Origin of the sequence: Ferrovum myxofaciens, from assembly GCF_000735045.1 — a bacterium.
GTDB lineage: Bacteria > Pseudomonadota > Gammaproteobacteria > Burkholderiales > Ferrovaceae > Ferrovum > Ferrovum myxofaciens.
The window spans coordinates 1-256 of sequence record NZ_JPOQ01000150.1; the positions used below are offsets into that span (position 1 = coordinate 1).

Sequence of the window (256 nt, forward strand, 5' to 3'; positions counted from 1 at the left end):
GTCGCAGTACGACCACACCACCGGAGTTTTCACAAAGAAGCCGCTCAGTCAGCGGTGGCATGTGCTGGGGGATGGATCGGGAGTTGTGCAACGGGATGTGTATTCCGCATTCCTCGCACGCTGCGTAATAAGCAACACGCACCACCCATCCCATATCGAAACGATGTGGGCGGCTCAGAAACCTGTGCTGCTGCAAACGGGGTGGCTGCGTTCCGAACCTGCGAAGATCGAGCCTTCGGGCAAAATCACGGTGGCA

The 256-nt window shown here is 57.8% G+C and carries 1 pseudogene; it reads left to right on the plus strand.

Going from position 1 to position 256, the window contains the following annotated elements:
* Window positions 1-256, plus strand: a pseudogene (locus IV91_RS19185) (hypothetical protein); the annotation flags it as partial.